This is a genomic window from Nonlabens ponticola (genome assembly GCF_003966335.1).
In the GTDB taxonomy this organism is placed as follows: Bacteria; Bacteroidota; Bacteroidia; order Flavobacteriales; family Flavobacteriaceae; genus Nonlabens; species Nonlabens ponticola.
Genome location: NZ_CP034549.1, coordinates 1,060,683 through 1,086,111 on the forward strand (window position 1 = coordinate 1,060,683; position 25,429 = coordinate 1,086,111).

The following is a 25,429-nucleotide window of genomic DNA, read 5'->3' on the forward strand; positions in this document are numbered from 1 at the left end:
TTAAACCAACCACTTGAATTCCCAACTACTCATTAAAGTCATCATTCCTGCATACAACGAGGCAGATAGCATAGGCCTGGTTATTAAGGATATTCCAAACGTTGTTGATGAGGTTATTGTGGTTTCAAATAACAGCACAGATACTACCGAAGCTACAGCTACCCAAGCTGGCGCGACAGTACTCAAAGAGAATAGACGTGGTTATGGTTTTGCCTGTTTGAAAGGCATGGATTATATCAGCCAGCAGGAAAACAAACCAGATATCGTGGTATTTCTTGATGGTGACTACAGTGATTATCCAGAGCAGTTGACTCAGATAGTCGCACCAATTATTAATCAAGATATTGACTTTGTCATAGGTGCCAGAGATAAGAAATTAAGAGAAGCTGGTAGCATGACTGGACCACAGGTTTTCGGGAACTGGCTAGCGACTTCGCTTATGAAAATCATGTTCAACAGTAGGTTTACAGATCTAGGCCCATTCCGCGCGATAAAGTATGAGAAACTACTAGCGCTAGAGATGGAAGATCAAACCTATGGCTGGACGGTAGAAATGCAACTCAAAGCATTGAAGACAGGCTATTCTTACAAGGAAATCCCAGTCAAGTACCGCAATAGAATAGGCGTTTCTAAAGTATCAGGAACAGTCAAAGGTGCTATATTTGCAGGTGTTAAAATTTTAACATGGATATTCAAATACGGTCTTAAAAAATGATTCTCGAGTGGATATGTATCGTTGTGTATTCGGCATCATTGATCATGATTCTGTTTTACTCTTTTTCACAACTGAACTTGTTGATCAACTACCTACAGGCGCAGAAGAGATGTAAAAAGGCCAAAAAAGAAATTCTTTCTGCACCCGAGGATTTACCAATAGTTACCATCCAACTTCCTGTTTTTAATGAGCTGTATGTGATGGAGCGATTGCTGGAAAATATTGCCAAAATAGAGTATCCGCGAGAAAAACTAGAGATACAGGTCCTAGATGATTCCACAGATGAATCGCTTGCCATTACGGCAGCCCATGTTACAGAACTACAGGCAACTGGACTGGATATCAAACACATCACACGCACCGATAGATCTGGATTTAAGGCTGGTGCGCTCAAAGAAGGTCTCAAGATTGCACGAGGCGAGTTCATCGCCATTTTTGATGCAGACTTCCTACCAGAACCAGACTGGTTGCTTAAAACCATTCATCATTTCGATGATGCAGAAGTTGGCGTTGTCCAAACCAGATGGGCGCACTTAAATCGCGATTACAGTCTGCTTACCCAAGTACAGGCCTTTGCACTGGATGCGCATTTCACACTAGAGCAAGTAGGTCGCAATTCCAAAGGCCACTTCATCAACTTCAACGGTACCGCAGGAATCTGGCGCAAGGAAACTATCTATGACGCAGGAAATTGGGAAGGCGACACACTTACCGAGGATCTTGACCTAAGCTACCGCGCACAACTCAACAAATGGAAGTTTGTCTATCTAGAAGACGTCACCACGCCAGCTGAGTTACCCATTGTAATCAGCGCGGCACGTTCACAGCAATTCCGCTGGAATAAAGGTGGTGCAGAGAATTTTCAAAAGATGTTTAAGCGTGTTTTGGGTAGCGATCAGTCGTTCAAAACAAAGTTTCACGGCATCCTGCATTTGTTGAACAGCACCATGTTTTTGAACGTGTTTATCGTGGCGATTTTGAGCATTCCCATGCTCTACATCAAGAACGAGTACGAGCACCTCAAGGTGTACTTCATTGTCATGAGTTTCTTTGTGATAAGTACCATCATCTTTTTTGTGTGCTACTGGTTCATGTACCGCAACACCTATGGTGGCGGTTTCAGAAATTTCATCACCTATATAGGTATGTTTTTTACCTTTTTCTCGGTCGCCATGGGCTTTTCCCTGCACAATTCTATTGCGGTGATTGAAGGCCACATAGGCAAGCGCAGTGAGTTTGTACGCACGCCTAAATTCAATTTGGCAGCTGTTGGTGGCAACTGGAAAGCCAATAAATACCTGCGAAAAAACATAAGCAGTCACGTGATTATTGAGGGCTTGCTCATGTTGTACTTCATTTTTGGGCTGGTTTCTGCCTTTTTGGTAGGCGATCAAGGCGGCGATTTTGGACTGTTCCCATTTCACTTGATGTTGGTCATCGGCTTTGGTTTTGTGTTTTTCCGCAGTATAACTGACAAGTCCTAGCATGAAAGCCAGGCTGCAAAATGGCTTCGGCATTTTATTGATCCTTAGCTTTTTAGGGTACTCTTTCTTGAGCACGCTTTCGCGAAAGCAGTACTATCCAAGTCTTCTTACTTATATAGGTTTATTTGCGCTATTTCTAGCATTGTGCTGGATGGCCAAAACTGCTACCGAAAAAAGATGGGAACTATTTTCAGCCTGGTTAGGAAACTTTTTTAAGGCCAAATCATCCTTTGTGGCATGGCTGCTGGCTGGTGTTGTTTTGCGGTTAGTGCTCTTGTGGGTGACGCCATGGTTGTCGCAAGATTTTTTCAGGTTCATCTGGGATGGACACCTATCACTTAACGGCTTCAATCCCTATTTGTATTTACCCGACGATTTGATCGTATCAGGCGCAGATTTTATCCCAAATGCCGAGTTCCTGCACGCGTCCATGGGATCACTATCCAGCGGTCATTTTACTAACTATCCACCATTGAATCAATTTTTCTTTGCAGCAGCAGCCTATCTAGGCGGCGATAGTTTGCTGCATACGGTGATATGGATGCGCGTATTTATCATTTTGGCAGACGTCGTTACGTTTATCTACGGAATCAAACTCTTGCGATTATTGGGTAAACCAGACTGGTTGATCTTATTGTACTATTTGAATCCGTTTGTGATCGTAGAATTGACAGGAAACCTGCATTGGGAAGGCGTTATGGCTTGCTTCATGCTGATAGGTGTTTATCATTTTATATGCTATGATAAGTGGCGCAGCGGACTGTTTTTAGGTTTTGGCGTTTTGGTAAAATTGTTACCGGTGTTGGTTTTTCCTTTAGTGGTGCGGGCACGGAAATTCAAATGGATCGTACTGTTCTACATCACCGCTGCGGTAACGATCATCGCTGGATTTGCACCACTTGTTTCAGGTGAATTGATTGAAAAATACGCAGCATCGATTGGTTTGTGGTTTGGGACATTTGAGTTCAATGCGAGTATTTATTACGTCATTAGAGCGATTGGGTATGAGGTAACTGGTTATAATATTATTGGTACGGTCGGTAAGATCTTGCCGCTAATTACTATTGCAGTAATAATCTTGTTATCGCTATTGCGTCAAAACAAGTATCCCGAAGTCCTGTTGACCAGTATTCTACTTGCTTTCACGACATATTTGTTGCTCTCGACCACTGTTCATCCATGGTATTTGACGATTCCGTTACTGTTTTCTTTGTTTACCCGGTATCGATTTATGGTGGTGTGGAGTTGTCTGGTTTTTGTGAGTTATTCTGCTTATGCAAACGCAGATTATAGTGAGAACTTCTGGTGGATTGGTCTGGAATATGGTGTGGTCCTTTTTATATGTATTTTAGAGCTGACAGGAAAGAGTATTTTTTCTGCCAGAACAAACCAACTAAACCGCTGATATGAAGCAAATCATCATTTTTCTATTGGTCATTATTCTAGGTTTTATCGCCTATGATTTTTATAAGGATTGGAATCGATTTCATGCGCCTAATTATGAATACCAAAAGCCTGAAAATATAGATCTACAGTATCACGACGCGAGTGTGGTTTGGGATTATGTGAACGCCATTCAAGACGTGAATACCTATGTCAAACTGCAATACACCGCAAACGATATTGACGTGCGCGCACCAGAAGAAGATGATCTAGAAACACAAAACGCCATCGCAGAATATGCCAATAGACTCGCCAAGGTCAAATACTATGAAAATCTGCTAGTACAATCTGCTGCCTACAAACAGGACGGAATTGATAACGAAACAATCAAAGAAATAGAAGCCGGCCTGACGTCAAGAGAGACTCAAGAACAAGAGCGAGAACAACAACACTTGCAAGAACTTTATGATGCAGAGATAGCAACGAGTAAAAGTGTAGGTTCTCGCGGTGCATTGATTTATGAAGTCCAAAAAATCCTAGTCAATAAAGGATATGAAATTCCTGTCGATGGAGTTTTTGCCACAATCACCAGTAAAGCCCTAGCTGATTTTGAGTCAAACAACAATCTATATCCAGATGGTAAATTGGATGTTTTGACTTTTGATGCTTTATTGAAGTAGTTTGTAACCACTTCCAGCGACAGTCGAGAAGCGGTGACTTACATTGTGAATTGAAAAACTAGATTTATTTCGAATGACATTCATGACTTATTCAATAACAGCCCTCGTTATATTTTTCGATTAATCGCTTGATCTCTTCATCTTCAAAACGTTTCTTCATTTTAATTTCTTCGATAAGATTAGGGCAATCAGACATCAAGAGATTAGCATTTTTGTTCAGAAAAGATCCTTGATTACCGAATGCATTTACTTCTTGACCTTCTAACGTGACATATAAATAATTACCAATTGAGAATTTGTAGCTATCAGGTTGAGGGCTAGGTATATCACCGTAAAATCTACTACGGTATCCTGCTTCCTTTTTTACAGCTCTTATATCATATCCGTAATACGATAGGTCACCAGCGACAATTTCCAAAGCATAAATCCACTTAGCCTTCTTCTCAGTTCCGATGTCCAAGGGAACTATGACGAGTCTCTCTTCATTGTACTCTGGTATAGAAAATAGTCCTTTCTTTTCAGGAATCATGATATCAAGTAAAATGTACTCAATATCTTGAGGATCGATAATCATCTCGGCCTTGGTATCGGTTTGAGTGAGTTTTATAGGCTTATTTCTACCTCTTGGTATTTTGGCAAAACCATACAATTCCTCACCAGAATTTAAAACTATTACCAGTTCTGATCTATAGATCTGAGCCGTAGCAGCAGAGCACGCTAAAATGATTAGTAAAAGAAACGATCTCACGTGGCAAATGTACTTTGCCTACAACCTATTTCCTAACCACACTATACAAGTCCGTACGGCGGTCCTTGAGGTTTTTTACTGCACCGTGGTTGTGTAGTTTTTTGAGTAAGTCCAGGTCAACATCTGCCACGAGAATCATCTCTGTGTTGGGTGTCGCTTCTGCTTTGACGCCGTTTGACGGGAATGCAAAATCACATGGTGTAAAAACCGCGCTTTGTGCATAGGATATATCCATATTTTCTACCGCCGGCAGATTGCCCACGCTTCCAGCGATCGCCACATAACATTCATTCTCTACCGCTCGAGCTTGACAGCATAGGCGCACTCGTGCATAAGCGTTTTGAGTATCAGTCAAGAACGGTACAAATAGCATTTGCATGCCATCTTCTGCTAATAATCGGCTTAATTCTGGGAACTCACTATCATAACATATCAAGATGCCAATTTTACCACAATCGGTATCATAAGTCTGGATCTTACTACCATTGCTCAGACCCCAAACCTTTTGCTCATCAGGTGTCACGTGAATCTTTTCATACTGCTCAACACGACCATCACGATGGCATAGATTACCCACATTATAAAGCTGTCCATCGATAATCTCTGGCATGGAGCCAGTGATGATATTGATATTATACTTGATGGAAAGCTCAGAGAAGCGATCCCGAATCATGCCGGTGTATTTTGCCAGCTCACGTATGGCATCACTCACGCTATGATCATTATAGGCCGCCATTAGCGGTGCATTAAAATACTCTGGAAACAAAGCAAAATCAGATCTGTAGGCAGCGAGACTGTCCACAAAATATTCTACCTGCTGCATGAGTTCTTCAATGCCTGAATAAGGACGCATCTGCCATTGAATCAAACCAAGTCTAACAGTACTTTTTAAAGCCACCGTGTCAGTGACAGGCTGCGTGTAGTAGATGTTATCCCATTCCAATAGGACACCAAATTCCATGGACGCTTTATCGCCATCTAGGTAATTTTTGAGCACTCGAGAAACGTGAAAATCATTGCTCATCTGGAAGTTGAGCACAGGATCGTTGATCTCTTTCATGCGCACTTTCTCGATGTATTCTTTGGGTGACATCTCGCTAGCATAATTGTGATAACCAGGAATACGACCGCCAAAAGCGATGCCTCGCAAATTCAAATTCTCACAAAGTTCCTTGCGGTAATCATACAACCTGCGGCCTAGACGCATGCCACGATACTGCGGCTTGATAAACACTTCTATCCCATAAAGCACGTCGCCATCGTCATCGTGCGTGGTAAACTTATAGTTGCCAGTCACTTGCTCATAAGTGTACTGACCGCTAAAATCCTCATACTTTACAACAATCGACAGCGCACAGGCCACAATCTCATCATTGACCTTGAGCACCACCTGACCTTCAGGAAATTTGTCGATCAGGGTTTTGATCTGTTCCTTTTTCCAATAAGAATCAGGCAAGTTGGTATAAGAATCGATCATGGCATGTTTCAACTGGTCATAGTCTGCCAGCTCTAGAAATTCCAGTGATAGATTCTCGATTTTATCTTGAGATGTAGTGCTCATATTCTTAGTTACTGCTCACGCCATTAAAATCTACCGTATGAATACAGTAATCGGTTCCTTCACTGCAATTAAAACTCAATTTTGTCCATGCGGTACCGCGCTTGCTTTCCAGCGCTATGCCATTGTCGGTGCGTTCTAGATTGAATAGGAAATCCGGCAGTTGATCCGTTGTATTTACTGGTGCCGTGGCTATTGACATACCGTAGGCGTCAATGGCCTGTGGCTGGAATTTGGCTTTGGTAAATGACAATTTTGTCCAGGCACAACCTTCTTCACATTCTAATTCTATAGTATTGTCCTCGACAGATATAATGTTTATCTGGAAATCCTGTGAAACTTGTTTCTTGCTTTTCTTGGAGCCGCAACTTGCCATCAAGACTGCTGCAAGGACTACTAATATTATCTTTTTCATGTTATTTTGTTTTTATGTTTTTTGGATGTTACGCTTTCGCGAAAGCTGAATCCTCATCATCGCTTAAGCAAATCAATAAATCCTTATACCATCAAAATATTTTACTGCAAGTTGGCATCGTCTAATAATACCAAGTGTAGGAATACTTGAAAATCTACATATCCAGCAGATATGCAAAGATCAAGGGTGCGACTATCGTTGCATCACTCTCTATGATAAATTTAGGAGTGTTGATGTCCAGTTTTCCCCAGGTAATTTTCTCGTTGGGCACCGCACCAGAGTAGCTACCATAACTTGTGGTAGAGTCAGAAATCTGGCAGAAGTAGCTCCAGAAAGGCGTGTCCGTGCGTTCCATATCCTGGTAGAGCATAGGCACCACGCAAATAGGAAAATCGCCAGCAATACCACCACCTATCTGGAAAAATCCAATGCCGTCCTTGCTATTATCTGTGTACCAGTCTGCCAGAAAGGTCATGTATTCAATACCGCTTTTGACAGTACTGGCCTTGAGCTCGCCCTTAAGAACGTAGCTCGCAAAAATGTTACCCATGGTGCTGTCTTCCCAACCAGGAACAACAATAGGCAGGTTTGCTTTGGCTGCTGCATACATCCATGAGTTCTCAATTGGGATCTCATAGTGTTCTTCCAGCACGCCACTCAATAGTAATTTGTACATGTATTCATGCGGGAAATAGCGCTCACCTTTGGCCTCTGCATCTTTCCAGATTTTCACGATGTGTTCTTGCAGTCTCCTAAATGCCTCTTCTTCTGGAATACAGGTATCGGTCACTCGGTTCAATCCTTTTTCAAGTAAATCCCATTCATCTTGAGGTGTGAGATCGCGATAATTAGGCACACGTTTATAATGTGAGTGAGCCACTAGATTCATAAGATCTTCTTCAAGGTTTGCACCAGTACAGGAAACGATCTGCACCTTATCGCGGCGTATCATCTCTGCAAAGATTTTTCCAATCTCAGCCGTGCTCATCGCACCAGCTAGGGAAACCAGCATTTTGGATCCTTGGTTAAGTTGGTCTTCATATCCTTTGGCAGCGTCAACCAGTGCGGCGCTGTTAAAGTGCAGGAAGTATTTTTCTATGAATTCTGTTATGGGTTTACTCATGGTGTGTTTTTGCATTTTTGCAAACGTGTTTATATTTTATATGAGAGGTTAATCCTCGTCAATATTTTTCATCTTTTTCAAGCCTTCTTTCGCGAAAGCGTTATCTGCATCATAGCCATCTTCACCTTCTAGCGCGATGTCCTTAAATTTATAGCTGAGCATTTTGTAGTACAGTTTGGCCGCTAGAAAATCTGACGATTTCTCGTTAGGATTGGGGCACAATTCAACAATGTCAAATCCTACCACATTTTTCTCCTCAAAAACGGATTTCAAGAAATCCAGCGTCTCATACCAGAACAAGCCGCCTGGCTCTGGTGTGCCAGTTGACGGCAAGATGGATGGATCAAACGCATCTAGATCGATGGTGATGAATACATTTTCAGTCAAGGCCTCGACTACCTTTTCTTGCCAGTAGTCATCCTGAGCCATATCGTGAGCATAGAATGTTTTTTCATCTTCATTGACGCCTAGCTCAATGCTATCCATGGAACGTATGCCTACCTGAACAAGATTGGTGTTCTGGCTAGCTTCATAAACGGCACAAGCATGATTGCAGGTGCTGCCATCATATTCTTTGCGCAGGTCTGCATGTGCGTCAAGTTGCAAAACGCTCAAATTTTCAAACATCTCGCTAAAAGCTCTAATGCTCCCTATGGAAATGGAATGCTCGCCACCAAATAATGTTACAAACTTGTTGCGTTTGATGTATTTTTTGGTGGTTTGATGGACCGCATCGACCATGGCTTCTGGTGACGAATTCTCAGTTACAGCATCGGCAAGAAAAACGCCGTGTCTATAAACCTCGCTGTCGGTTTCAATATCATACAATTCCATATTGCGACTTGCATTCAGAAATGCTTCTGGACCTTTGTCAGCACCTTTTTGCCAGGTGCTGGTACCATCATAAGGTACCGGAATTAAAACAATGGATGCGCTATCAAGTGCGGCAAATTCATCCTCAATGCCTGCATAATTGTTATTGCTCATGGTAATAAATTATAAATCAGAGTATTAAATATAATAAATGAGATTCAGGATTATTGATATCCTAGGATTTCCAGCATTTGCTCAGAGCTTTGTTGCTCTTTAAAAACACGCGTGGTGATCGCTCCATCGTCATCGCGGTCGATCAAGACATGTTTAGGTGCTGGTATCAAACAGTGCTGCAAGCCACCATAACCACCTATGGTTTCTTGATAGGCACCTGTGTTGAAAAAGCCCACATATAATGGCTTGTCCTTATGATATTTAGGTAAATAGATGGCGTTGATGTTCTGCTCGCTATTGTAATAATCATCGCTATCGCAGGTCAAACCGCCTAAAAGCACACGCTCGTATTCATCATTCCATCTGTTCAAGGGTAGCATGATAAAACGCTTTGAAATCGCCCAGGAATCGGGTAATGTGGTAATAAATGAGCTATTGATCATGGACCATTTCTCACGGTCGTTTTGCTGTTTTTGATACAGGATTTTGTAGATCGCACCACCAGATTCTCCTACGGTAAAAGATCCAAATTCCGTAAATAGATGTGGTACATCGACGCCAGCTTCATCGCAGACTTGCTTGATCTGGCTCACGATTTCTTCTACCATGTATGCATAGTCAAACTCAAATGCAAGGCTATTCTTGATAGGGAAACCACCACCAATATTAAGACTGTCTAGAGTAGGGCAAATCTTTTTCAATTGAATGTATACCTTCAAACACTTATGCAGCTCATTCCAGTAATAAGCATTGTCGCGTATTCCTGTGTTGATAAAAAAGTGTAACATCTTGAGATTAACCTGATTATTTGGCTCAATCTGATTCTTGAAAAAGGTCAAAATGTTTTTATAACCTATGCCTAGACGACTGGTGTAGAATTCAAACTTGGGCTCTTCCTCGCTAGCGATGCGTATACCTACATTGAAATTGCTATCAGTTGCTTCAGTAAGTAGCGATAACTCTTCATAATTATCAATTACAGGAATACAGTTTTTCTGGCCGCTATCAATTAGGCTCGCAATGTTTTGAATGTAAAGATCACGTTTAAAGCCATTACAAATGACAAAGGTTTCATCGTTGATCTTTCCTTCTTTTTTGAGGCTTTGCACAATATTGATGTCAAAAGCACTGCTGGTCTCAATATGGATATCATTCTTGAGCGCCGTGTCTAGCACATGCTTGAAATGGGAACTTTTGGTGCAATAGCAGTAGTTGTAGGTGGCTTTGTAGTCCGCTTTCGCGAAAGCGGAATCAAACCAACCTTTTGCACGTTGAATATTGTCAGAAATTTTAGGCAAATAACTGAATTTCAATGGTGTGCCATATTCCTCGACCAATTTCATGAGGTCTATGCCATGAAATTGTAGGTGCTTGTTTTGTAATTCAAATTCTTCTGTAGGAAAGTGATAGGTCTGATCTATGAGATCTATGTATTTAGTATTCAATATATTGAGTCTGTGAGATTAAAAGTCGATTTCTCTAAAGATGCCCAAATGTATTGCAACCTATGTTAGCAAAATATTAAAAATGCTATATCATCTTAAGATTGATGATCTCTTGTGGCGTGAGGTATCGGTAATTGCCGCGAGGTAGATCTTTTTTGGTCAGCCCGCCTATGACCACACGATCCAAAACCTTGACTTCATAACCTACAGCATCAAATAGTCGTTGTACCAGATTGTCCTTGCCGCTGTGTACCTCAAGTCCTATCTCATTATTTTTACCGCCATCCACATAGCTTATTTCTTCTACCTTGAATACCTCGCCGTCAATGTTGATACCATTGCGTATTTTCATCAAGTCCTCATGCTTGAAGCTGCGATCCAGCGCGACGTGATAGATTTTGCGCAGTTTTTGATTAGGGTTATTGAGCTTATTGGATAAATTGATATCGCTGGTAAAAACCATTAAACCAACGCTTTGTCTACCGAGACGTCCTATATAATGTAATTTTGACTCACTGGCATTTGCCATAAGGTCATGTACGGTCTTACTGGCTTTCTCGCCAGATCTAGGCGTGATAAAACCTTTGGGTTTGTTGAGTAGTAAATATTCTTTCTTGCGAGGCTCGATAGATCTGCCATCAAACTTTACTTCATCGCTAGGCTGGACTTTGTAACCCATCTCAACCACAGGCTTGCCGTTTACGGTCACGCTTCCAGCTGCGATGTAAATATCAGCATCGCGACGGCTGCAAATTCCCGAGTTTGCTATGTATTTATTCAGGCGTATTCCTTTGGCATCACTTTTTGAGCTAGGCTTACTTTCTTTTTTCTTACGGTCTATGTATTCCTTCTTCGTTACTGGATTACCAGATCTTGAGGTGCCGATTACTTGATTCTTGCCGCCACGAGTATTTTTGGTGGGCGCAGCCTTGCGTCCAGAATTTGATCCTTTATGATCCTGAGATCCTGCATTGCGTCTGTTGCCGCCTTTTCCTGCAGCACCTTTGCTACCACCTTGACGTCCACTGGATTTTCCTCTGCTGCCTTCGTTACCTCTACTCATGACTCGTTATTTTTTGCAAAGGTACAATTTTGGGAAATGCGTGATTAAACTTAAATCTAAGTTTAAAATAAATCTGAACTTGAAACTGAAATTAAATTTGAACTTGAATTTGAACTGGAAACTAAAATGAAATGAAAACAAAATTTTAATCCAAGTCAGTATTTAGAAAAGCAAACATTTCAAATAAGGTCAGTTTCAACTTTTTTCAATCAATGATCGTGTAAATGTTCACCATTCTCACTATTCATTTCTGCAAGTTGTTGGCGTTGCTCTGCTAGCGTTTCTACGTTAAATTGTTTGCGCACTTCATCTGTGATCACAGTGGTATCCATGGGTTCCATAGTCCACGGTTCGTCACCCATTTTAAAATATTGAGTACCATAGATTTGTGGTTTGTTGACGCTTTGTAGGTATCTATCTGTCGCTGCAGCAAGCAACCATTTATTAGCTGTGCTGTCTAATTCAACACTGCGCTCCATCAAATTCATAGCCATCTTGTAGGCGGTAGAATCGCCGCCATGCTGAAATACCATCGCAGCATGATAATGATCTTTGCTGGTAACTACCAGATTAGAATCTAACATTTCATAAACTCTAACTTCTCTCAGGCTATCACGTCTCGTCACTTCTGGCCAATTGATATTATCAGTCATACGATCTGATTGGTCATTTTCATAGATTTTGGCAAGTTCGACATTGTCATTAACCAGTTCTTCTTGTTCAGGTTCAGTTTTTTCCTGTTCGCTTTTACAGCTTGCGAACAGTGTGATACTTAAAAAAGTTAGTATGATGATTCTGGTGGATTTCATGGCTTGGGTTTTAAATGGCTTTTGTGACGCGCAAATAATTTGCTAGTCAAATCGTAAGTTAAAAGGAATTGTAGATTAAAGCTAGCAATGCTAGTATTTGAGCAAACCAATCTTAGTATGTACTACTAAATTATCACTTTTTCTTTCTGAAAATACTTTTGAGGCCATTCCAAACCCTTTTATGAAATGGCGCCCTTTCAATAACGGTAAATGCAATTATTTCGCCGTGATTAAATTCAACATTAATAATTCTATTCTTCTTGTTTTGAAGAAGCTCATCATCGATGTTCAATTCCGTTGTTTCATATCCTATATTAGAATAAACTAGTGTTATATTTTTCAGTGAGTCTAGTTCTTTGGTCACATTCAATCTGTAATTGCCGTCAAAGTCTGACGTAGTTCCAGTTCTAGTTCCTTTAATAAATACGTTAGCATAAGGTAAAGGGTAAGCTTCCATATCGGTCAGCTTTCCCGAAATGTAAATACTATCTTTTTTAACAGCATTTTTATTGGTGATCGTTTCTTTCAATTTTATGAACTCTAGATCAAATTTTCTTTCCGTTTGTTCAGTTTTGATAGGCTCCGATTTCTCTTGTCCATAACTATTTAACGACAAGAAATTAAACAAGCCAAAATAGAAAGAATTCTAAAAGTTCAGTTTTAATTGTTTCTGTTCTTGTGACGGTTTAGCGAGTTGTTCTTTATTATAAAGTCCACAGACTTTTTGCTCTGAAAACAGATGCGTTTCTGCAACTTCAGAATCTGTCATTTTTCTGAAATCAACAATGGTATTGCTACACTTTAAACAAAGTCGTCCCATTTCATTTTTAGGCATGTCTGTCCAAACCTGATCGCATTGTTTTAAATTAGAAAGATTGATCTTAGTTACTCTGTACATTATGTCTAAGTTACAATTACTCCTATCTAATCCTCAAACCTCACCGTACTCTGTCGCTCGCGATTCACGTGCAACTGGGTCACGTCAGGTCTTGAATAGTGTCCAACAGCGTCAAAATTCTGTCGTTCTTCATAGATCCTATTGAAATCCAGGGTTGCCGTTATGATTTCTTCTTTGCCTATTTGCGGTTCAATGATCCACTCGCCATCGGGTCCAGCGATACAACTACCGCCATTGGCTAGCACATCAGGACAATTTTGTAGAATTTCTTCCAGATGCAAAGTGTCTGATGGCAAATCGGATCGAGTCATCATACTGCTTACTGACAGTACAAACGTGCGACCTTCACGAGCGATGAAACGTGTGATATCTCTCGTATTATGATCACTACCAGGCCAGCACGCCACGTGCAGATTGGTGCCTTGAGCATACATCGCAGCTCGTGGCAACGGCATCCAGTTTTCCCAGCAATTGAGTCCGCTCATGGTAAAGTCTTTCAACTTGTGCGTTACCAGACCATGACCGTCACCTGGCGCCCAAGTTAATCGCTCGTCATAGGTAGGTTGCAATTTTCTGTGGCTGCTCTTGATTTCACCGTTCTGGTTGATGTACACCATGCTCGCATAGATGCTGTGACCACCTCGATCTTGTGGTCGTTCGATCAGTCCTAAGTAGATGGCTATTTTGTTAGCTTTCGCGAAAGCACAAACAGCATCCAGATCTCCTGCTTCTAGATCGACCGAGTTTAATACATACTGACGGTGCAACTCTTTGACCACGGTTTTATTCCAAGCAGCGCCATCAGTCAAGGCTAGCCAAAATGGATAACCAGGTAACAATGCCTCACCAAAAACCACGAGTTCCGCGCCCTTATTTTTTGCTTGTTGCAGGCTGTCCAAAATCTTTTCTAGAGTTGCTTTCTTGTTAAGCCATACAGGCGAAATCTGGGCTAGGGCAACGTTGATCTGTGAGTTCATTACAGGTTGTTTAGTCGTTCTAAAATGGCTGGTAGGTCGATCAAAAGAATTGAGAAGACTCCAGCGACGATGATGATTTTTAATATAAAATGGATGAGTAGATACTCACGTTTGCGCCTTGATGACCACAGTAACGGCAGGCATACCAGCAGCGCACCGGTGATAAAAGTAAAATAGTAGCTCATGTAGCCAGTCTCAAAAAATAGAATTAGGACGGCGACTGGCACCATGGTTACCAATGTTATCAAGGTGTAGAACTGTTTGGCTTTGCGCTCGCCAAGAACAACAGGTACTGTACGATAATCTTGCGCTAGATCGCCTCTCAGGTTTTCTAGATCCTTGATAAGCTCGCGCATGCTGAGAATGAGAAACAAGAATAATCCGTGAACCAATATGACTGGATAGAAGTTGCGGTAGTACATGAACAGAACAAAGAATGGCGTGATGGAAAGCGCCGCTGCCATCAAATTACCTAAGAATAGCACTTTACTGAGCTTGTGAGAATAAAACCACATCGCAAAAATGTAGCCCATGTAAAACAGGCCAGCACGCCAGGAAACGATAAATCCTAAGGTTACCGAAATGGCATTAAGCGAGAAATAAACAGACCATAATGTGGAACGACTTACCTGATTTTCCAACAAAGTCTTTTGCGGTCTATTGATTAAGTCTTTCTCCTGATCGTAAAAGTTATTGATGATATATCCTGCAGATATCGCCGCAGCAGTAGCCACGATAATGAGCCAAAGGTTGTAATCTGCAACAACTTCCATTACTGGTCTATCGGTGGCCATAATGAATACGGCGGCTAGCAATTGTGCTATGGCAATGAGCGCAATGTTGTACAATCGCACAGAAGAAAACAGGCTGAGAACCTTTAAAGAAAGCTCTTTAAATCCAGAAGATGGTCGTGATGTAGCAGCCTCGTGATTCATGTTCAAATGTAAGTATTCTAGTTACTTTCTTTAATTTAAAAGCAGCCCGCTTGAATTGATTTTATTGATAGCAGGTCATAAAAAAACCTTGCCGAGGCAAGGTTTGAATATTATAGTTTGATTTCTAAAAATTATAAACTACTTCCAGCTTATAATCCTTTAGAGCTTTTTCTGCTTTCTCTAGATCTTCGGTAAAACCTAGGATGTAGCCACCACCACCAGAGCCGCAAAGCTTCAGGTAGTAATCACCTGTGTCCAGTCCTTTTTTCCACAGTGCGTGGAATTGCGTAGGTATCATAGGTTTGAAATTGTCAAGAACAGTACGAGAAAGATGTTTTACATTACCAAATAATCCTTTGACATCACCGCTCAAGAAGTCATCTACACACAAGTCTGTGTACTTCACAAACTGATCTTTCAACATTTTACGGAATCCTTCTTTCTTCATGTTTTCCATGAAAATATTGACCATAGGTGCTGTTTCACCTGTCATTCCAGAATCCAACAGAAACACAGCGCCTTTACCAGTCGCCAATTGCGATGGGATGCCAGCTGGTTCAATATTGTCTTTACTATTTATAAGGATAGGCAAGCTCAAGTAACTGTTCAATGGATCCAATCCAGAGCTCTTGCCGTGGAAGAAACTTTCAATCTTGCCAAAAATCTCTTTAAGTGTCAATAGTCGCTCCCGAGTCAAATTTTCAAGAACGGTGATTTTTTCTAGGGCGTATTTATCATAGATAGAGGCTACCAGCGCACCACTACTACCTACACCATAACCTTGTGGTATGCTGCTGTCAAAGTACATTCCTGCGTCAATATCTGCGCGCATGGATTGTACATTAAATGCTGGAAAATCAGGATCGCTGGCAGCTAGTTCTTCAATATGACCAGCCAGTCTTGCCAGGCTGCGATTAGAAGCTGCAGCGGTCTCGTCGAGCTCATCAGTAATCTTGAGAGCGCCGTTGTAAAAGTTATAAGGGATGGAAAGTCCTTTTGAGTCCTTAATTATCCCATACTCGCCGAACAACAAGATCTTTGAGTAAAAAAGTGGTCCTTTCATAGTAAAAATTCCTCTAGAGACGCGAAGCGCCATGACCTAGTTGGTCACAAATATAATGTTCCTTCTGACAATAGGACGCTAATTTACTCTTAATCAATTCATCAACCTGATCTGCATACTCATCTGGATATAGCATGTGTACGTTGGCACCTGCATCCAGTGTAAAACAAACAGGAACGCCGGTCTCCTTTCGGTAGGCCCAAATTTCCTCGATGATTGACAAGGTGTTAGGTTTCATCAGTATAAAGTAAGGATGAGAGGTCATCATCATGCTGTGCAAAGTCAAAGCTTCACTTTCCGTGATTTTAATAAAACTGTCATAGTCACCATCTTTCAAGGCTTTCTTAATACTGGTCAAGTTGTCGTGGGCTTGATGGAATCTCGCTTTCGCGAAAGCGTGCCCGTTCATCAGCTCATGACCTACCGTTGAGCTTACCGTCTTCTCGCCCTTGTCCACTAACAAGATGGTATCACGGTAGTTCTCAAAATTCTCGTGTAGCAAATTCTCAACGTTCACCCCATAAAGATTGCTGCTGTCTGGCGTTTGCTCATGCTCGCCCCAAACCACCAACTGACCATCCAGACTGCGGCACGCACTACCAGAGCCTAACCTTGCTAGAAAGCTGGCTTTGGCTTTATCATGTTTTCCTCCTGTAAGCTGCTGCTCAAAGTCCATCAAGCAACTTGCCATCGCCGCCATGCTGCTCGCACTGCTGGCAATACCACTACTGTGTGGGAACGTATTTAATGTATCAATCTCAAACTTATAATTCTTGATCCATGGGCAATAAGGCGTAATGCGCTCAAAAAATTCGGCGATTTTAGGTTCAAAACTGGGCTTAGGCTCACCTTCATAAGAAATATGGAAACCATGCTGATCTGCTAGAGTTGCTTTGATACTCGTTTCTGTATGACAATTGTTAAGCGTGAAACTAATCGACGGATTTGCTGGCAATTGCATACCATGCTTGCCCCAATATTTGACCAGCGCAATATTGGATGGCGCCTGCCATTTGGTCTTTAGTTTGTCTGCTAGTTGGATATCAGCTGTTAGGTGAAATTGTTGAGCCACTCATCAAGATTTGTGAGCAAAGATAAAGGATTGCCGTATGCTGATATAAAGTTTTTGCGTGAGCACAAAGCATGCTTACATACCTGTACGTATCGCCTCAACAGGATCCAGTCGAGATGCAGAAATAGCAGGAATAATACCGGCGATCAAACCAATGATTGCACTAATACTTGTTCCTAGAACAATGTTATCCCACGATAGGATAAATTCAAAATCTTCAGTAAACGAGGAAGCGATCACCGTTCCTAACCAGACAAACAGTAATCCAAATAGTCCACCAAACAGTGCTAGAATGATAGCCTCAAATAAAAATTGAGATAGGATAAATTTGTTTTTGGCGCCTAATGATTTTTGTATGCCTATGAGATTTGTTCTTTCCTTTACACTCACAAACATGATGTTGGCAATTCCAAAACCACCAACAAGCATCGAGAAACCAGAAATAATAATACCGATAAATGTCAATGTCGATGTGATCTGATCGATGAAGTCTGCAAATCCTTTTAATGGATTTGTAAAAAACGTGTTGATATCATCACCTTTGAGTCCACGTGCAGTGCGCAATCGCTGTTCCATAGCTGCGATAAATTGATCTTGATCTGCGCCGGGCTTAGGCTTCATGATCAAGGCACTTGTCGTAAAACTATTATTTGTATTGTAAATCCTGCGGACAAAATTCACCGGAACGTACGCAGACTCATCTTTATTAGGTCCAATAGTGCTAGCTCCAGCCTTTTCTAATACGCCAATGACGGTAAAACGATTGCCAAACAATCTCACACGTTTACCTATAGGATCAATGCCTTCAAATAAACTTTGTGCTACTTCATATCCTATGACTACGACTGGTGCACCGCTGGCGTCTTCATTTTCATTAAAGAAGCGACCACTACTTAGTTTGAGTTTTTCTAATTCATAATAGTCAGTAGTTCCAGGTATGATATTGATACCTACCGCTGTTTTGTCATCATACTTGATGTTTTCTGGAGCAGTAAATATCGTGTAGGTAATCGCTCCCAGATCAGGTAAGGATCGTTTGAGCATCTCATACTCTTCATAGCTTACATTAGGGAAATTCTGGTATTGGTAAGGTTCTAGTTCTGTAGGGCCAAAGGAAATCTTTAAAACATAGATCGTAGAAATATCTAAAGAACTAAGGCCATCTTTAATCTCACTTTCTAGACTATCAATTGCAGCGAGTACACCAATAATGGCAAAGATACCTATGGTGACACCTAGTAAGGATAAAAAAGTACGCAGCAAGTTATTGCGCAAGGCATTCACTGCAAAAAAGAAGCTTTCTTTAAGTACTCTTAGATATATGAGCATGAATTGATGCTTACTTAAGATTGGTTTTCATAAGGTTTGACTCTTATGAGCTTATAACGTTACACCAAATATAGATTTTTTGAATTCGCGTTTGTGTGTTGGCATATTTTTTGGAAAACATACCTTTGAAAAAAGCTACAAAATGAAAAGATTTAAAATATTAGGACTTCTATTACTAACAATAGGAGCAGTATCATGTGAGTCAGATGACGATTTGCCAGAAGTTCAAGAAATTGATCCTATCGTGATCACTTCAGATTCTAAGTTCAATGCTGGTGATGATGAATATGAAATTACAGGTGGTGTCGTGTCAAATGTTGCAACAAATGAAGGTGACCGATTTACACAACTCATATTTTTAGGCGATGGTCTGGAGTTCAATAGATTTGGGATTCAAGGTCGCGGTCCATTGGCACAGTTAGTGATTTATAATGATATCAACGTGAGCAACATTGCCGGTACTTATGAATTAAGTTCTACTGCGGCAACTGGAACTGCGGTGATCGTGTATTCTGAGGATTTCAATGTAAACGGTAGTCAAGATGCAGACGGTCGTGCTACATCAGGAACTGTAATCATTGAACGAGTTGGTGAAAACCAGTACATCGTTAATGTTGAGGATGGAGAGACTGAAGGTGAGGACGCAGATGATGACGATGACAATGAAAGTTTTGATCTATTCTTTGATGGTGAAGTTTACGTGGTGAACTAATCTATCTTCTTTAAGACTTATAAAAAATCCCGATCACTAGATCGGGATTTTTTTATGTTCAAACATGGTGTAAAAGATCATTTATAAGGTAGGTAGTTGTGCAAGGATAACGTTGCACATGAGTTATTTTTAAATCTTTAAAAATCTACCCGATATCCATGAGCAATATCAAAGCAAAATCCGCATTAATTTCAGTATTTCACAAAGATGGTCTAGAGCCTATTGTTAAGAAAATGAATGATTTAGGAATCACTATTTACTCTACTGGTGGTACTGAAAAGTTTATCACAGATCTAGGAATTCCCGTAACTCCTGTTGAAGACGTGACCTCTTATCCATCCATTTTAGGCGGCCGAGTGAAGACATTGCACCCTAAAGTTTTTGGCGGTATTCTTAATCGTCGCGATCATGATGGAGACAAAGAACAGCTAACGGAATATGATATACCACAAATTGATATCGTCATCGTTGATTTGTATCCATTTGAAGATACCGTTGCGAGCGGTGCTAGTGAGCAAGATATTATTGAGAAAATTGACATAGGTGGTATTTCGCTCATAAGAGCAGCCGCCAAAAATTTTAAGGACACACTCTGCGTAGCTACCATGCAGGACTATGGCAAATTGCTGGATGTGCTAGAAAAAGGTTCTGGATCAACAACGCTGGATCAGCGCAAGGAATTTGCAACCACTGCCTTCAATGTGAGCTCCCATTATGACAGCGCGATTTATGAATACTACGCTGGTGACGCATTGGACAAATCTCTCAAGATAAGCGAGACCCATGTCATGCCACTGCGCTATGGTGAGAATCCGCATCAGAAAGGCTGGTTCTACGGTGATTTTGATCAGATGTTTATCAAGCATCATGGTAAAGCACTTTCTTATAACAACCTGCTAGATGTTGATGCTGCAGTAAATCTCATGAGCGAGTTTGTAAATGAGGCGCCAACTTTCGCCATATTTAAGCACAACAATGCTTGCGGCATAGCTCAACGTGAAACTATTGAACAGGCCTACGTAGATGCTTTGGCTGGTGATCCGGTGTCTGCTTTTGGCGGGATTTTGATAGCTAATACGGCTATAGATGCTGCGACTGCTAGCAAGATTCATGAGTTATTTTGCGAGGTTGTCATTGCGCCATCCTTCAACCCAGATGCATTGGAGATTTTAAAGGGCAAGAAAAATAGAATTATGCTGGAGCTTGTTGATGGTGCGCTTTCGCGAAAGCGTAACAACCCAACACCAGAGGTGCGATCATCGCTTAACGGCTATCTAGTTCAAGATCCTAACTTAAAAACAGACACCGTTGCAGATTTATCTACCGCTACTGACTTAGAGCCGACTGCTGAGCAAGTAGAAGATTTATTATTTGCTTCTAAAATTTGTAAGCATACTAAATCAAATACTATCGTGCTGGTCAAGGATAAGCAATTGTGCGCCAGTGGTACTGGACAAACTTCTAGGGTTGATGCCTTGAATCAAGCGATTCATAAGGCAGAATCTTTTAAGTTTGATTTGCAAGGTGCTGTCATGGCAAGTGATGCATTTTTCCCATTTCCAGACTGTGTAGAGATAGCTGATAATGCAGGAATAAAAGCCGTAATCCAGCCAGGTGGATCTATTAAAGATCAACTTTCTATTGATTATTGTAATAAAAACGGTCTAGCGATGGTTTTTACAGGTACAAGACACTTTAAACACTAGAATTGTTTAGTTTTGCAATACCCTAATTACTAACGTTTTTCCGCTCAATTTTATGGGATTTTTTGATTTCCTCACAGAAGATATTGCCATCGACCTAGGTACGGCAAATACACTTATCGTGCATAATGGCAAGGTCGTCGTTGACAGTCCATCCATTGTTGCTCGCGATCGTACCACAGGCAAGATTATCGCTGTCGGGACTGAAGCGGCGATGATGCAGGGAAAAACCCATGAAAACATCAAAACCATCAGGCCATTGAAAGATGGTGTTATTGCAGACTTTGACGCGAGTGAGAAGATGATCTCGATGTTCATCAAGGAAATACCTGCATTGAAGAAAAAACTTTTCACGCCATCATTGCGCATGGTGATATGTATACCATCTGGAATTACTGAAGTTGAAATGCGAGCGGTAAAAGACAGTGCAGAGCGTGTAAACGGTAAAGAAGTGTATCTAATCCACGAACCTATGGCAGCTGCAATAGGTATAGGCGTCGACATCATGCAGCCTAAAGGTAACATGATCGTGGACATAGGTGGCGGAACGACTGAGATCGCCGTCATAGCACTAGGTGGTATCGTTTGTGATAAATCTGTAAAAATTGCAGGTGACGTTTTTACAAACGACATCGTTTACTACATGCGCACGCAACATAACCTTTACGTAGGTGAGCGCACTGCAGAGAAGATTAAAATACAAATAGGTGCCGCCACTGAAGATCTTGAAGTGCCGCCAGAAGAGATGAATGTCCAAGGACGTGATCTTCTTACTGGTAAGCCTAAAGAAGTAAAAATAGGCTATCGCGAGATTGCTAAGGCGCTTGATAAATCGATCTTGAGAGTAGAAGATGCGGTAATGGAAACACTATCGCAAACACCACCAGAACTTGCTGCAGATATCTATAATACTGGTATCTATCTGGCTGGTGGTGGATCCATGCTACGTGGACTGGATAAAAGATTATCTCAAAAAACAGATCTACCGGTTTATATCGCAGAAGATCCTTTAAGAGCCGTAGTACGTGGTACCGGTCTTACCCTAAAAAACCTTGATAAATACAAGAGCGTATTAGCTAATAAGTACTAGAACATGCAGCATATCATCAACTTTCTGATCAAGTACAGAAACTTGTTGTTATATCTGTTCTTGTTGACCGTTGCGACTGTTTTTACCATTCAATCGCACAATTATCACCGCACTACATTCATCCATTCTACGGGAAATGTTACTGGTAGTATTCTGGAAACACGCACAGGAATCTATGATTATTTTGATTTAGGTGTAGAAAATGAAAAGTTAGCTCTGGAAAATGCCCGCTTGAGGATGAAATTGCTGGCAACTGGTGATACACTGCTAGGTGAGGACACTAATTTTATTTTTGCCGATAGCATTCCTTATACCATCACACCTGCACGAGTCATCAACAATGGCTATGCAGATCTAGATAATTTTATCACGCTCGACATAGGTAGTGAACAAGAAATAAATTCAGACATGGGCGTGATTTCTAGCAACGGAATTGTAGGAGTGGTAGATGTGGTCAATTCTGATTATGCTCGTGTAATTTCTGTGCTTAACAGTGATATTTCTCTCAATGCTCAAATCAAGGGAACAAATACCATTGGATCACTTATTTGGGATGGAAAGGACCCTTATTACATGAATTTGATTGACGTACCGCGATTGGCAGCTGTAAGTAAAGGCGATACCATTATCACTGGTCAGTATTCCACGACATTTCCGCCAGATATTGAGATAGGTGTTGTAGAGGATGCTGTGTTGGTGGAGAATGGTAGTCGCTATCAAGTTAGCGTTCGTCTTTTTAACGATATGACCGATCTAGGCTATGTCTATGTAATTAAAAATCGAGATCGCGAAATCATTCAATCACTAGATACCTTAACCGTCAATGAATAGGAGTCTCTTGTCATTGGTTTTTGGAGCCATAGGATTGTTGCTATTGCAATTGTTTGTAACAGATCAAATTGGCTTTTTGGGTTTTATAAATCCTTTGGTTTATATGCTCATTTTTGTAGTGTATCCATTTGACAACAATAGGTTGCTCTTTATAATTCTCGCTTTTTTCTATGGGCTTGTTATGGACACTTTTCATGATAGCGGTGGCGCTCATGCAGCGGCATGTGTCACGCTTGCCTTTGCGAGACCGTATTTGCTCAAACTGGTTTATGGTGAGAGTTATTTGATGAAGAATCTCAAGCCGTTACGTACCGAGTTTTCTCGACTACTCTTATTTCTATCACTGGCAATATTATTGCACCACCTGGTGTATTACAGCTTTATTTTTTTTAACACTAGCGAGATACTTCATATTCTAAGGTACACGTTACTTGTTGGACTGGCCACGATGCTGGTGAATGTTGTAATTTTATTATTCGTCAAACCTCGAAAACGCTAGAGTGAAAAAGCTACTGCTACTTTTCTTTGTGACTCTCACTGGAATCATCTTTATTTCCAGACTTGCTTACCTGCAATTTTTTGAAGAAGATCTCAAACTTAAGTCAGAAATCAATGCGGTAAAAACTGTGTTTGACTATCCAGAACGTGGATCCATTTATGATCGCGATGGTGAATTGATGGTTTCCAATCAAGTAGCCTACGATGTAATGGTTATTCCTCGCGAGATCAAAAATCTAGATACTCTAGAGTTATGTTCTCTATTACAAATACCCAAGGAAAAATTAATCAAGCAACTAGAGAAAGCAAAAAACTGGTCCTATCGCAAACCTAGTCCAGTGGTGCCTCAACTTACTCAGATAGAATATGCATCGTTACAAGAACGATTGCGCAAATTTCCTGGTTTTTATATTCAACGACGATCACTGCGCAAATATCTTGTGGACCATAGTGCCAATGTACTAGGATACATACGTGAAGTTAATCAAGGTGTCATTGATGTAAATCCGTCTTATGAGATGGGCGACTTGATTGGTAAAAGTGGTATTGAATCTCAATATGAGAATGAATTGCGCGGTAAAAAAGGAGTTAAGCGCTTTTTAAGAGATAACATAGGTCGTCCTATTGAAAGCTATGAAGATGGTCGATATGACACTATTCCTGTGCCAGGAGTAGATCTTACGGTAACACTTGACAATGATTTGCAGGCGTACGCGCAAAAACTACTTCAAAACAAGCGCGGTGGCATTGTTGCTATTGAACCTAAAACAGGTGAGATTCTCTCGCTGGTGAGCGCGCCATTTTATGATCCTAGTATCACTATGGGACGTGACCGTTCCAAAAACATCAATGCACTCATAAGAGATACGATCACCAGACCTACCTATGATCGTGGTCTGCAAGCGATGTATCCGCCAGGATCACCTTTCAAGGTTCTCAATGCATTGGTTGCCTTGCAAGAAGGAGTCGTCAATACCCAAGAGAAGTTCTACTGTCGCCACGGTTACGATTATGGTGGTCGCAAGTCACTAGGTTGTCACGCTCATTCTAGTCCGTTAGCCATGGAAAAAGGAATAGCAGAGTCCTGTAATGCTTATTTTGCCCAAGTTTACAGACGTATTATCGAGAGCGCGCCCAATAGCCACAAGGGCATGGATAAGTGGAATAAGCATATAACGTCCTTTGGATTAGGTAATTATCTGGGATACGATTTGCCAGCCGGTCAAAAGGGTAGAATACCAGATGCAGATTACTACGATCGAGTATATCCTAGCGGCAATTGGTATGCGACCACAACGATTTCAAACAGTATAGGTCAAGGTGAGGTAGCGGCAACGCCTATACAGTTGGCAAACATGACTGCAGCTATTGCCAATCGCGGTTATTTCTATACGCCACACATTATCAAGGCAAAAAATGGTGAGCCTATTGATAATGAAGATTACACCACAAAACGTTTTACAACTATTGATGCCCGTCATTTTGAACCTGTAATTGAAGGAATGAATCAGGTGTATAAATCAGGAACTGCTATCGCCGTCCAGGTTCCAGGAATCGAGATCTGTGGTAAGACGGGAACTGCAGAAAATTTTGCCAAAATCGATGGTAAGACCACTCAACTTACTGATCATAGCGTGTTTATAGCTTTCGCACCTAAAGATGATCCACAAATCGCTCTAGCCGTATTTATAGAAAACGGTTACTACGGTTCCAGATTTGCCGCCAAAATTGCCAGCCTCATGGTAGAAAAACACATACGTGGCGAGATTACGAGAACCGATCTGGAAAAGTGGGTGCTAGAACACACGCTGGAGCATGAGTACGAGAAACCACTTCTGGGTGAGCCTTTCAAAATCAATGGTCCACCGGTGCGTGTAGAGGATTATCAACCTGTAAAAACACGTCCATAAT

General features: G+C 41.2%; 25 protein-coding genes. 10 read left to right on the plus strand and 15 right to left on the minus strand.

What is annotated here, in order from left to right; genetic code table 11:
* Positions 1-13 precede the first annotated feature (13 nt).
* From EJ995_RS04780 to EJ995_RS04795, 4 genes are read left to right on the plus strand one after another with little or no spacing between them, the layout of a single operon-like run.
* Positions 14-715 carry a glycosyltransferase family 2 protein gene (locus EJ995_RS04780; RefSeq protein ID WP_126446138.1) on the plus strand — a complete coding sequence of 234 codons (702 nt, stop codon included), beginning with the start codon at positions 14-16 and terminating at the stop codon, positions 713-715.
* Complete coding sequence (locus EJ995_RS04785; protein ID WP_126446141.1) at positions 712-2,199, plus strand: cellulose synthase family protein; 1,488 nt, start codon at positions 712-714, stop codon at positions 2,197-2,199. The genes EJ995_RS04780 and EJ995_RS04785 overlap by 4 nt, the downstream gene beginning before the upstream one ends.
* 1 nt (position 2,200) lies before the next feature.
* The gene (locus tag EJ995_RS04790; RefSeq protein WP_126446144.1) at positions 2,201-3,604 is read left to right on the plus strand and encodes a glycosyltransferase 87 family protein; all 1,404 of its coding nucleotides are present in this window, start codon (positions 2,201-2,203) and stop codon (positions 3,602-3,604) included.
* A 1-nt stretch (position 3,605) separates the two neighbouring features.
* Positions 3,606-4,262 carry a peptidoglycan-binding domain-containing protein gene (locus tag EJ995_RS04795; RefSeq protein WP_126446147.1) on the plus strand — a complete coding sequence of 219 codons (657 nt, stop codon included), beginning with the start codon at positions 3,606-3,608 and terminating at the stop codon, positions 4,260-4,262.
* 91 nt (positions 4,263-4,353) lie between these two features.
* Here the strand turns inward: EJ995_RS04795 and EJ995_RS04800 are convergent, their stop codons facing one another.
* The 15 genes from EJ995_RS04800 to EJ995_RS04870 form a co-directional block, all read right to left on the minus strand.
* The gene (locus tag EJ995_RS04800; RefSeq protein WP_126446150.1) at positions 4,354-5,010 is read right to left on the minus strand and encodes a hypothetical protein; all 657 of its coding nucleotides are present in this window, start codon (positions 5,008-5,010) and stop codon (positions 4,354-4,356) included.
* A gap of 25 nt (positions 5,011-5,035) precedes the next feature.
* A complete protein-coding gene (locus tag EJ995_RS04805; RefSeq protein ID WP_126446153.1) occupies positions 5,036-6,571 on the minus strand; it encodes a bifunctional GNAT family N-acetyltransferase/carbon-nitrogen hydrolase family protein in 1,536 nt (511 codons plus the stop codon).
* 4 nt (positions 6,572-6,575) lie between these two features.
* Positions 6,576-6,983, minus strand: a complete 408-nt coding sequence (locus EJ995_RS04810; RefSeq protein WP_126446155.1) for a hypothetical protein — start codon at positions 6,981-6,983, stop codon at positions 6,576-6,578.
* Between the two features lie 154 nt (positions 6,984-7,137).
* Positions 7,138-8,106 carry a deoxyhypusine synthase family protein gene (locus tag EJ995_RS04815; RefSeq protein ID WP_126446158.1) on the minus strand — a complete coding sequence of 323 codons (969 nt, stop codon included), beginning with the start codon at positions 8,104-8,106 and terminating at the stop codon, positions 7,138-7,140.
* A 48-nt stretch (positions 8,107-8,154) separates the two neighbouring features.
* Positions 8,155-9,093: an agmatinase gene (speB, locus tag EJ995_RS04820; protein ID WP_126446161.1), complete on the minus strand. Its 939-nt coding sequence runs from the start codon at positions 9,091-9,093 to the stop codon at positions 8,155-8,157.
* A gap of 50 nt (positions 9,094-9,143) precedes the next feature.
* Entirely contained in the window at positions 9,144-10,538 is a 1,395-nt protein-coding gene (locus EJ995_RS04825; protein WP_126446163.1) for a type III PLP-dependent enzyme domain-containing protein, read from the minus strand.
* Between the two features lie 85 nt (positions 10,539-10,623).
* A complete protein-coding gene (locus EJ995_RS04830) occupies positions 10,624-11,601 on the minus strand; it encodes a pseudouridine synthase (protein ID WP_126446166.1) in 978 nt (325 codons plus the stop codon).
* A gap of 209 nt (positions 11,602-11,810) precedes the next feature.
* Positions 11,811-12,410, minus strand: a complete 600-nt coding sequence (locus EJ995_RS04835; protein ID WP_126446169.1) for a hypothetical protein — start codon at positions 12,408-12,410, stop codon at positions 11,811-11,813.
* Positions 12,411-12,543: 133 nt separating this feature from the next.
* Positions 12,544-12,939 (minus strand): carboxypeptidase-like regulatory domain-containing protein, encoded by a 396-nt coding sequence (locus EJ995_RS04840; protein ID WP_126446172.1) that lies wholly within the window; start codon positions 12,937-12,939, stop codon positions 12,544-12,546.
* 117 nt (positions 12,940-13,056) lie between these two features.
* Entirely contained in the window at positions 13,057-13,308 is a 252-nt protein-coding gene (locus EJ995_RS04845; RefSeq protein WP_126446175.1) for a hypothetical protein, read from the minus strand.
* Positions 13,309-13,334: 26 nt separating this feature from the next.
* A complete protein-coding gene (locus tag EJ995_RS04850) occupies positions 13,335-14,285 on the minus strand; it encodes a carbon-nitrogen hydrolase family protein (protein WP_126446177.1) in 951 nt (316 codons plus the stop codon).
* Positions 14,285-15,220: a geranylgeranylglycerol-phosphate geranylgeranyltransferase gene (locus EJ995_RS04855; RefSeq protein ID WP_126446179.1), complete on the minus strand. Its 936-nt coding sequence runs from the start codon at positions 15,218-15,220 to the stop codon at positions 14,285-14,287. Before EJ995_RS04855 ends, EJ995_RS04850 begins: the two co-directional genes overlap by 1 nt.
* 124 nt (positions 15,221-15,344) lie before the next feature.
* Positions 15,345-16,283: a mevalonate kinase family protein gene (locus tag EJ995_RS04860; protein WP_126446183.1), complete on the minus strand. Its 939-nt coding sequence runs from the start codon at positions 16,281-16,283 to the stop codon at positions 15,345-15,347.
* A 13-nt stretch (positions 16,284-16,296) separates the two neighbouring features.
* The gene (locus EJ995_RS04865) at positions 16,297-17,355 is read right to left on the minus strand and encodes a diphosphomevalonate/mevalonate 3,5-bisphosphate decarboxylase family protein (RefSeq protein WP_126446186.1); all 1,059 of its coding nucleotides are present in this window, start codon (positions 17,353-17,355) and stop codon (positions 16,297-16,299) included.
* A 75-nt stretch (positions 17,356-17,430) separates the two neighbouring features.
* A complete protein-coding gene (locus tag EJ995_RS04870; protein ID WP_126446188.1) occupies positions 17,431-18,684 on the minus strand; it encodes an ABC transporter permease in 1,254 nt (417 codons plus the stop codon).
* Between the two features lie 142 nt (positions 18,685-18,826).
* Here EJ995_RS04870 and EJ995_RS04875 point away from each other — a divergent pair, with 142 nt between their 5' ends.
* From EJ995_RS04875 to mrdA, 6 genes are all read left to right on the plus strand, one after another.
* A complete protein-coding gene (locus tag EJ995_RS04875; RefSeq protein WP_126446191.1) occupies positions 18,827-19,396 on the plus strand; it encodes a hypothetical protein in 570 nt (189 codons plus the stop codon).
* 158 nt (positions 19,397-19,554) lie between these two features.
* Positions 19,555-21,102, plus strand: coding sequence for a bifunctional phosphoribosylaminoimidazolecarboxamide formyltransferase/IMP cyclohydrolase (purH, locus tag EJ995_RS04880; protein ID WP_126446194.1), 1,548 nt, complete (start codon positions 19,555-19,557; stop codon positions 21,100-21,102).
* A gap of 52 nt (positions 21,103-21,154) precedes the next feature.
* Positions 21,155-22,189 carry a rod shape-determining protein gene (locus EJ995_RS04885; protein ID WP_126446196.1) on the plus strand — a complete coding sequence of 345 codons (1,035 nt, stop codon included), beginning with the start codon at positions 21,155-21,157 and terminating at the stop codon, positions 22,187-22,189.
* A gap of 3 nt (positions 22,190-22,192) precedes the next feature.
* A complete protein-coding gene (gene mreC, locus EJ995_RS04890; RefSeq protein ID WP_126446198.1) occupies positions 22,193-23,020 on the plus strand; it encodes a rod shape-determining protein MreC in 828 nt (275 codons plus the stop codon).
* Complete coding sequence (locus EJ995_RS04895; RefSeq protein WP_126446201.1) at positions 23,013-23,519, plus strand: hypothetical protein; 507 nt, start codon at positions 23,013-23,015, stop codon at positions 23,517-23,519. Before mreC ends, EJ995_RS04895 begins: the two co-directional genes overlap by 8 nt.
* 1 nt (position 23,520) lies before the next feature.
* A complete protein-coding gene (gene mrdA, locus EJ995_RS04900) occupies positions 23,521-25,428 on the plus strand; it encodes a penicillin-binding protein 2 (protein ID WP_126446203.1) in 1,908 nt (635 codons plus the stop codon).
* Position 25,429 lies beyond the last annotated feature (1 nt).